Here is an 8,535-nt window from a genome sequence, read left to right as displayed (position 1 = left end):
GATACCGGTGCCAACTGACGTGGTCGTGGGGCAGGAATTCAGCGAAGAGACTGCAGCCAGTTTAAAACTGGTCTCTGATGTTGCCAGCACTGAAATGATATTTGATGTGGGACCGGCAACCATTGGTCAGTTAACCGATATACTTAAAAACGCCGGAACCATTGTCTGGAACGGCCCGGTTGGCGTATTTGAATTTGAGCAATTTTCTGCCGGTACCAAAGCAGTAGCAGAGGCCATCGCCGCAAGTGAAGCGTTTTCAATTGCCGGAGGCGGCGATACGCTGGCTGCTATTGATAAATTCGGTATTGCGGCTGATGTATCTTACATATCTACCGGTGGTGGTGCCTTTTTAGAGTTTTTAGAAGGCAAAACCTTACCGGCGGTCGCTATACTGGAACAGCGGGCAAAAGATCGCTGATAAATGACAAGCCACAGCGTCATAAAAAATTCATAATTAAATAAATACAACATTTTACCTACAAACTGTACCTTAGTATAAAAGAGAGGCTTTCATGGCACTGATATCATTACGGCAAATGCTGGATCACGCAGCCGAGGTGGGTTACGGCGTTCCGGCATTTAACGTAAATAACCTGGAACAAATGCGCGCCATTATGCTGGCGGCAGATAAGACGGACAGTCCGGTGATCGTGCAGGCATCGGCCGGAGCACGTAAATATGCAGGTGCGCCGTTTTTACGCCACCTGATATTAGCCGCGGTGGAGGAGTTTCCGCACATCCCGGTGGTGATGCATCAGGACCATGGTACGTCACTGGCTGTTTGTCAGCGCTCGATTCAGTTGGGTTTTTCATCAGTGATGATGGACGGCTCTCTGGGCGAAGATGGCAAAACACCGATGGATTATGACTACAACGTTAATGTGACGCGCAAGGTTGTGGAAATAGCGCACGCTTGTGGCGTCTCGGTTGAGGGTGAGTTAGGTTGTCTGGGCTCACTGGAAACCGGAGAAGCCGGTGAGGAGGATGGTATTGGTGCGGATTGTGTGCTGACTCATGACCAGATGCTTACTGATCCTGAAGAAGCAGCACAATTTGTGCGTGAAACCCAGGTTGATGCACTGGCTATTGCTTGTGGCACTTCACATGGTGCTTACAAATTCAGCCGGCCACCAACAGACGATATTCTGGCAATAGACCGGATTAAGGCGATCCATCAGCGGATCCCGGACACCCATCTGGTTATGCATGGCTCATCATCCGTGCCGCAGGACTGGCTTGAAGTGATAAATGAATATGGTGGTAAGATACCTGAAACTTATGGCGTTCCTGTCGCTCAAATACAGCAGGGTATTAAGTTTGGGGTGCGTAAAATCAATATTGATACAGATTTGCGGTTAGCCTCAACCGGTGCGATTCGTCGATATATGGCGAAGCATCCGGCTGAATTTGACCCACGCAAATATTTACAGGCGTCTGTGCAGGCAATGGCAGATATCTGTATTGCCCGCTATGAGGCCTTTGGTTCTGCCGGTAATGCCAGCAAAATTAAAGCCTTGTCGCTTGATACAATGGTAGATTTATATGCGGCTGGGAAATTGACTCCGAATATTAAATGACCAGAATATTTAATACGTCATTAAATATTAAAAAGCAGGGCTTTAATGACGCATAAAATTGGTGATAAACCGGCCGGAACATCGCGACAAAGCTTAGGTGCAGGCAGCTGGGTGCTGTTGACAATCTGAGTTTTAACTGCAATGATGCGGGCGGTTTACCCTCTAACCGAGGGCTTATTGTATCTGAAATTTATCCGTTAAATTTTCAGCATAAGCCCTTACACTAATCAGGTTACGTTAATCAGCAATAATTGGTTGGGAACTATGTTTAACAAAAAAATTCAAAAGAGTCTTGTTGCCTCAGCGTTGGCTGGCAGCTTAGCTTTTGCCGGCTCAGCAGCCGCAACAGACTTAAAAGATCTACACCAGGCGAATAGCCAGATCCAACGTGCTGCCGTGCAGTCTCAGGAAAAAATAAACACCATTTATGAACAGACTCAGGAATTACTGGGTGAGTACCGTGTTGTTGTGGTGCAGACTGAAAACTTAAAAGTTTATAACGACTTTTTACAAACGCTGGTTAACGACCAACAACGCCAACTGAATTCTTTACAGCGTCAGATGGATGATCTGGAAAACACCAATAAAGGTACCGTACCTTTAATGTTCCGGATGATTGACGCCTTAGAACAATTTGTTAAGGCGGATATTCCACTGCGTACCGACCGCCGGTTAGAGCGGGTTGAAAAACTACGCGAGCTGATGGAGCGTTCTGACGTACAACGTTCAGAGCAGTACCGTCAGATTCTGGAAGCTTACAGCATCGAGATGGGCTACGGTACAGAAATGGCCGCCTTCCAGGGCACCCTGAATATCGATGGCCAGGATATTACTGTTGATTATTTAAGTGTTGGCCGTTTATCACTGGCGGCGCAGTCTTTAGACGGCAAAGCGGCCTGGGCGTACAACAAAGAAACGAAAAGCTGGGAAAAGCTACCTGATTCGTACATGAATTCAATCACCAACCTTATCAAGATGTCACGTCGTGAAGCGACTCCTGATATGGACCGTGTACCACTTTTCGCAGCGGAGTAAGAATAAATGAGAAAGGCTATTAAAACTTTGGTTGTTGCTGCTGCCGTGACGTTATCGGCATCAGTAGCATTTAACGCTGCGGCAAACACCGAGCAGCTTGACAAGCTATTAGAGCAAATTAAGAAAGAGCGTGCTGTTGAAGGCCGGATGAATCAGGAACGCGAGCGTGCATTCCTGGCTGAGCGTGCTGATAAACAAGCAATGCTAAATGCAGCAAAAAAAGAATTCGCTGAAGAAGAAGCCCGCGGTAAGCGTCTGGCTAAAGCCTATTCTGACAACGACATTTTAATCGCTCAGAAAATCCAGGAACTGGAAAGTGCCCAGGGTACTATGGGTGAGGTGTTCGGTGTGGTTCGGCAGGCGGCTAACCAGACTATCGGCGTGATTTCCAGCTCGCTGATCAGCGCTCAGTATCCGGGTCGTGAAGAGCCACTGCGTGCTATTGCCGCTGCTACTGAATTACCAACATTAAATCAGATGGAAGACCTGTGGGTTGCCATGCTGACTGAAATGACTGAGTCAGCCAAAATTGCTCAGTTTGATGCTGAAGTGGTTAAGCTGGATGGCGGCAGTTCAACTGAGCGGGTAACCCGTTTTGGTGCTTTCCATCTGACGACGGATGATCAGTACTTAATCCGTAACGTTGATACTGACCAGATCCAGCCGCTGGGTCGTCAGCCTCAGGCCAAAATTCATAATTCTGTTGCTGAGTACCACAACACGCCAACAGGTGAACTGGCCGGTTTATACGTTGACCCAACCAAAGGTAACAGCTTACTGCGGTTAAATCAGCAGCGCAGCACCTTAATGGAATACTACCATCAGGGCGGTACTGTAGGTTACCTGATCACCGTATTACTGATTATTGGTCTGTTAATTGCTCTTGAGCGCTTCCTGGTATTAAGCATGGTTGGCGGCAAGATGCGTTCACAGCTGAAAAACCTGGCTAACCCTTCAGATAGCAACCCGCTGGGCCGTATTCTGAATGTATATCATCAGAATCGTACTGCCGACGTGGAAAACCTTGAGCTGAAGCTTGATGAAGCTATTCTGCGCGAAACACCAAGTATCGATCGTGGCATTGGCTTGATCAAACTGTTTGCGGCGGTAGCGCCACTAATGGGTCTGTTAGGTACTGTTATCGGTATGATCCTGACGTTCCAGCAAATTACCCTGTACGGAACCGGTGACCCGAAACTGATGGCAGGTTCAATCTCTCTGGCGCTGGTAACAACTGCACTGGGTCTGATTGCTGCTCTGCCATTATTGTTTGTTCACAGCATCGTACAATCTAAGGCAAAGTCTATTTTACATATTTTAGATGAGCAAAGCGCCGGTATTGTCGCTGCTCATGCGGAGAAGGAGAACGCCTAATGATGACCCAGCTAACAGAGCTGTGGGAATCGGTACAGGATTTTATTCATACCGGTGGCAACGTGTTATACGTTGTTGCCGTGGTTCTCTTCATCATGTGGTTTTTGATGTTAGAGCGCTACTGGTACGTATCGGCAGTATTTCCTAAGATTAAACGGGATATTATTGCCAGATGGGATGCCAGAGCAGATACCACGTCCTGGTATGCCCATAAAATCCGTGATACCTGGATTTCTGAGGCGACGAATGACCTTGATCAACGGATGTTACTGATTAAAACTCTGGTTGCAATGTGTCCATTGGTAGGTTTGCTTGGCACCGTAACCGGCATGATAGCGGTATTCGATATCATGGCAACGCAGGGTACAGGTAATCCCCGTACTATGGCAGCCGGTATCTCGATGGCAACAATTCCGACGATGGCGGGTATGGTTGCTGCATTATCTGGTGTGTTTTTCAGTACGCGGCTTGAAACAAAAGTGAAACGGGAAAAAGCAGATCTCGTTGACAGCTTACCGCATCATTAAGAGAGAATTTTATGGCACGTAAACGTATTCGTGAAGACGAGGAAGCGGCAATTGACATCACGCCGATGATGGATATCGTTTTCATTATGTTGATATTCTTCATCGTTACCACGTCTTTTGTGAAAGAAGCGGGTATCGATGTAAACAAGCCGGAAGCAACCCAGGCACAACAAAAACCGTCAGCCACTATCTTTATTGCAATTCGTGAGAATGGCGAAGTATGGATGGACAAGCGGATGGTAGACATTGAGCGGGTTTCTGCCAACATTGAACGTTTAAGGGCTGAATCACCTACAGATACTATTATTCTGCAGGCAGACGTTGGCGCTAAACACGGCGTAGTAATGGAAGTAATGGATCAGGTTAAAGCTGCTGATCAATCACTGATAATTACCATTGCCGGGGAGAAAAACTAGTTATGATGCGTTTCCTAACATCGTTAATCATCGGTGCAGTGGTAACGTTTCTGTTGTTTCTGATTATGGCGTTGCTTATTCAAAGCGGCGACAAGCGTCGGGCGCCTGAGCAAGAGCGTATTGTTGTGGAAATCAACACTACGCCGCCTGATTCAGATACACAGGTGCGGCGGCCTCCACCGCCACCACCGCCACCGCCACCGGCTGAGCCGCCAAAAACGCCACAGCCTGAGCCTGAGCAGACTAACACCGCCGGTGCGGTTGGTTTTAATATGCCAGGCATGGATCTGGGAGCAAATGTCGGCCTGAATAACCCTGGCTCACTGCTACGTGATGGTGATGCAACGCCGATAGTACGGATTGAACCACGTTATCCGGTGCAAGCTGCCCGTGACGGCCTGCAAGGCTGGGTTCGGTTAAGTTTCACTATTATGGAAGACGGCAGTGTTGATAACGTAGAAGTTATTGAAGCTGAACCACGTCGGGTGTTTGATCGCGAAGCCATCCGTGCACTGCGCCGTTGGAAGTACAGCCCTAAAGTGGTTGACGGTAAACCAATGCGGCAGCCAGGTCAGCAGGTACAGTTAGACTTTACCCTAGACATGGCAGGAGGTTAACTATGAACAAATTAACATTATTAACTTCCAGTTTAATGTTAGCAGCGAGCTTTAGCATCGTGTCATTACCAGCGGCAGCGCAGGATTTGACTGCGGCTGACCGTGAGCGGATTGAAGCGCGTAAAAACGCCAAGACACAATTGCCTGGTGAGCGGGTCGGCCGGGTAATTACTAAGGCGCTTGAGCTATACAACGAAGAAAAGTTGGATGAGGCTATCGCGGTATTAGTTGATGCTAATCCCAGCGGCGAGTTCGATACTGCCTTTTTAAACCGGTTTTTGGGCAATATATACGCCTTTAAAGACGTTAAGCAGGCGATGAAGTATCTGGAGTTAGCCGTAAAACCCGATGTACTCGGTTATAATGATCAGGCTGCAGCGTTAAAGTTGTTGGCTGATTTGCAAATCCAGGAAGGTAACTTCCGGGCTGCGATCGAGTCTTACAGACGGTGGATGCGTTTTACCGGTGAGAATGATCCTGATGCTTACCTTCGTATAGCGAATGCTCATTTTCAACTTGGTGAATTTGATAAGGTGATTCCCGCGGCTGATAACGCAATTCGTTTTGCCAAGGAACCCAATAAAAATCATTATTTAATGAAAATGGGTGCTTATTACGAATTGAAACGGTATCCGGAAACTGTGGCCACCGTCGAAACGATGGTTCAGTTATTTCCTCAGGAAAAAGCCTATTGGATTTATCTGGCTAATTTCTACACACTGGTTGAAGACTACAGTAAGTCGCTAAGTGCATTTCAGATTGCTCATTCACAAGGCTACCTTGAGAAAGAATCTGAATTTAAAGCTTTAGGCCAGATGTATGCGAACAATAATATTCCATACAAAGCTGCAACCGTATATGAAAAATATATGAAGAGTGGCAAGATCAAAAAAGATCGAACCATGCTGACCGCGATAGCCTCGAATTATCAGGCCGCTCGTGAGTTCAGTAAAGCTGCGGAGTATTACGGTGAGCTTGCTAAGCTGACGAATGAGGCAGATGCCTATCGCCGGCAGGGTATGGCACTAATGTCGATACAACGCTATCCAGATGCTATCACTGCGTTTAATGCGGCGTTAAGCAGAGATGCTGACCGCACCGGTAGTATTCATTTGAATATTCTGGAAGCATACTTCTATCAGGGTAAACTGAAAGAGGCTTATGCAGCGCTGCAGGAAGCGAAGAAAGACCCGGCGGCTGCCCGTCAGGTTCGTAGCTGGGATTCTTACATTAAAGATCGTGCTAAAACTAAAGGTATCAGTCTTTAATTAAGGCAGAATAAAAAAAGCCCGCTTAATGCGGGCTTTTTTTATCTTACTGGAAGCGTTAAGCGGGTTGGTATTCCACAGATTCTCAATGTTCCTGGTCAGTGTGACGAAGATCATGCAAACGGTATTTGTCGATAAGCGCATAAAGTGTTGGCCGGGTAATACCGAGCAGGTCTGCGGTCTTTGATAAATTGGTATTTGCCACTGCGTAGGCATGGCGAATGGCTCTGGTTTCAGCTTGCTCTCTGACTTTTCTAAGTGTATCAAGCTTATTATGACTATTACCGTTTAAACCTAAATCAGCAGCATCAATAAGTTTATTATCAGCCAGAATGACTGCAGATTTCAGTTTGTTTTGTAATTCACGAATGTTTCCCGGCCAGTTATGCTGGAGCATTGCCTGCACAGCGTTGTCGGTAAAACCATGAATTTGCGAATTATATTCTTTATTAAATTTTTGCAGCAAGGCTTTAGCAATAACAATAACGTCATGACCACGTTCCCGCAGCGGAGGAATTGTTAACGTTATCTCACTGATCCTATAATAAAGGTCTTCCCGAAATGTTTGGTCAGCTACCATTTCTGCCAGGTTACGGTGGGTGGCACAAATCACTCTGACATCAGCTTCGATTTCCTGTCGGCCACCAATCCGCTCAATGACCCGCTCCTGCAAAAAACGCAGCATCTTTGCTTGCAGACTCAGGGGCATATCGCCGATCTCATCCAGTAACAAAGTACCACCATTAGCGCATTCAATTTTGCCGAGGGTGGTCTTGTTAGCGCCGGTAAAGGCGCCCTTTTCGTAGCCGAACAGTTCACTCTCCAGCAAGTTTTCCGGTATTGAAGCGCAGTTAATCGCGACAAAAGGCTTGTTGGCACGCGGACTTTGTTTGTGAATTGCCCTGGCAAACACTTCTTTACCAGTTCCGCTCTCACCCAGCAGAAGAGTGGTGATCTCAGTTGGCGCAATTTTTTCAACGGTCCGACACGCTTTAAGCATGGCATCGCTATTACCGATAATATCCGGCTGGGCGCTGCTACTTGCCTTCAGTGCCTGGTTTTCCTGCTCCAGTTCTGTCAGTTTAAAAGCGCGTTGAATAATAATATTAAGAACATCGGCATCAATCGGTTTTTGGTAATAGTCGTATGCACCTAAGGCAACTGCTTTTAAGGCATGTTCATTATCGGTATTACCTGTTAGGACAATGACTTTGCAATCAGGTTGTACCGACAAGATTTCAGCAAGGCAACTGAGACCTTCAGACGCATTTGCCGGGTCGGGGGGTAAACCTAAATCCAGCGTGACCACTGCAGGCTCATAACGTCTCAGCTGAGTCATGGCACTTGCTCTGTCATCGGCGAACACCAGTTCGTAGTCGCTCAGGCTCCATTTTAATTGTTTCTGAATACCAATATCGTCTTCGACGACAAGTACAGTTTTCATATTACGTTCCTTGTAGTACTGTTTCTCTGTGCTCAGCTAAGCTAAGCGACGATTTTAACGGAATGAACAGAGTAAATGTAGACCCTTCGCCCGGTTGACTGCTAACAATAAGCTGACCACCTTGTTCTTCTACAAAATGCAATGCATCGTGAGCACCAATGCCCATGCCAGCGTTGCCCTTGGTAGAGTCAAATGCTTTAAATAACCGGTGCTGAATAAATTCTTCACTCATTCCACAGCCGGTATCAGCGATAGTGAGTTGTAACTGGCCGTCATT

The 8,535-nt window shown here is 46.9% G+C and carries 10 protein-coding genes; 8 read left to right on the top strand and 2 right to left on the bottom strand.

Annotation, left to right across the window (positions count from 1 at the left end; genetic code table 11):
- From pgk to R3177_RS10820, 8 genes are all read left to right on the top strand, one after another.
- Window positions 1–418: phosphoglycerate kinase (gene pgk, locus R3177_RS10855; protein ID WP_318971048.1), on the top strand; the 418-nt coding region annotated here is incomplete at its 5' end.
- A gap of 94 nt (window positions 419–512) precedes the next feature.
- A complete protein-coding gene (gene fba, locus R3177_RS10850) occupies window positions 513–1,577 on the top strand; it encodes a class II fructose-bisphosphate aldolase (RefSeq protein ID WP_318971047.1) in 1,065 nt (354 codons plus the stop codon).
- Between the two features lie 264 nt (window positions 1,578–1,841).
- The gene (locus tag R3177_RS10845; RefSeq protein ID WP_318971046.1) at window positions 1,842–2,612 is read left to right on the top strand and encodes a DUF3450 domain-containing protein; all 771 of its coding nucleotides are present in this window, start codon (window positions 1,842–1,844) and stop codon (window positions 2,610–2,612) included.
- A gap of 6 nt (window positions 2,613–2,618) precedes the next feature.
- A complete protein-coding gene (locus tag R3177_RS10840) occupies window positions 2,619–3,986 on the top strand; it encodes a MotA/TolQ/ExbB proton channel family protein (protein ID WP_318971045.1) in 1,368 nt (455 codons plus the stop codon).
- Complete coding sequence (locus R3177_RS10835; RefSeq protein WP_318971044.1) at window positions 3,986–4,513, top strand: MotA/TolQ/ExbB proton channel family protein; 528 nt, start codon at window positions 3,986–3,988, stop codon at window positions 4,511–4,513. The genes R3177_RS10840 and R3177_RS10835 overlap by 1 nt, the downstream gene beginning before the upstream one ends.
- An 11-nt stretch (window positions 4,514–4,524) precedes the next feature.
- The gene (locus R3177_RS10830) at window positions 4,525–4,929 is read left to right on the top strand and encodes an ExbD/TolR family protein (RefSeq protein WP_097111182.1); all 405 of its coding nucleotides are present in this window, start codon (window positions 4,525–4,527) and stop codon (window positions 4,927–4,929) included.
- A 2-nt stretch (window positions 4,930–4,931) separates the two neighbouring features.
- Window positions 4,932–5,546, top strand: a complete 615-nt coding sequence (locus R3177_RS10825) for an energy transducer TonB (RefSeq protein WP_318971043.1) — start codon at window positions 4,932–4,934, stop codon at window positions 5,544–5,546.
- A gap of 2 nt (window positions 5,547–5,548) precedes the next feature.
- Window positions 5,549–6,814 carry a tetratricopeptide repeat protein gene (locus R3177_RS10820; protein ID WP_318971042.1) on the top strand — a complete coding sequence of 422 codons (1,266 nt, stop codon included), beginning with the start codon at window positions 5,549–5,551 and terminating at the stop codon, window positions 6,812–6,814.
- An 85-nt stretch (window positions 6,815–6,899) separates the two neighbouring features.
- On the opposite strand, the gene prsR is transcribed toward R3177_RS10820, so the two are convergent.
- Together prsR and R3177_RS10810 are read right to left on the bottom strand one after the other, a co-directional pair.
- Entirely contained in the window at window positions 6,900–8,258 is a 1,359-nt protein-coding gene (prsR, locus tag R3177_RS10815; protein ID WP_318971041.1) for a PEP-CTERM-box response regulator transcription factor, read from the bottom strand.
- Between the two features lies 1 nt (window position 8,259).
- Window positions 8,260–8,535, bottom strand: a 276-nt coding sequence (locus R3177_RS10810; protein ID WP_318971040.1) for an ATP-binding protein, incomplete at its 5' end; no start/stop codon positions are given.

Source organism: Arsukibacterium sp. (assembly GCF_033722355.1).
Taxonomy (GTDB): domain Bacteria; phylum Pseudomonadota; class Gammaproteobacteria; order Enterobacterales; family Alteromonadaceae; genus Alishewanella.
This window is presented reverse-complemented; position numbering and strand designations above follow the sequence as displayed.

Coding starts and splice junctions, on each gene's coding strand:
- fba (WP_318971047.1), top strand. CDS start 513: ATGGCACTGATATCATTACGGCAAATGCTGGATCACGCAGCCGAGGTG.
- R3177_RS10845 (WP_318971046.1), top strand. CDS start 1,842: ATGTTTAACAAAAAAATTCAAAAGAGTCTTGTTGCCTCAGCGTTGGCT.
- R3177_RS10840 (WP_318971045.1), top strand. CDS start 2,619: ATGAGAAAGGCTATTAAAACTTTGGTTGTTGCTGCTGCCGTGACGTTA.
- R3177_RS10835 (WP_318971044.1), top strand. CDS start 3,986: ATGATGACCCAGCTAACAGAGCTGTGGGAATCGGTACAGGATTTTATT.
- R3177_RS10830 (WP_097111182.1), top strand. CDS start 4,525: ATGGCACGTAAACGTATTCGTGAAGACGAGGAAGCGGCAATTGACATC.
- R3177_RS10825 (WP_318971043.1), top strand. CDS start 4,932: ATGATGCGTTTCCTAACATCGTTAATCATCGGTGCAGTGGTAACGTTT.
- R3177_RS10820 (WP_318971042.1), top strand. CDS start 5,549: ATGAACAAATTAACATTATTAACTTCCAGTTTAATGTTAGCAGCGAGC.
- prsR (WP_318971041.1), bottom strand. CDS start 8,258: ATGAAAACTGTACTTGTCGTCGAAGACGATATTGGTATTCAGAAACAA.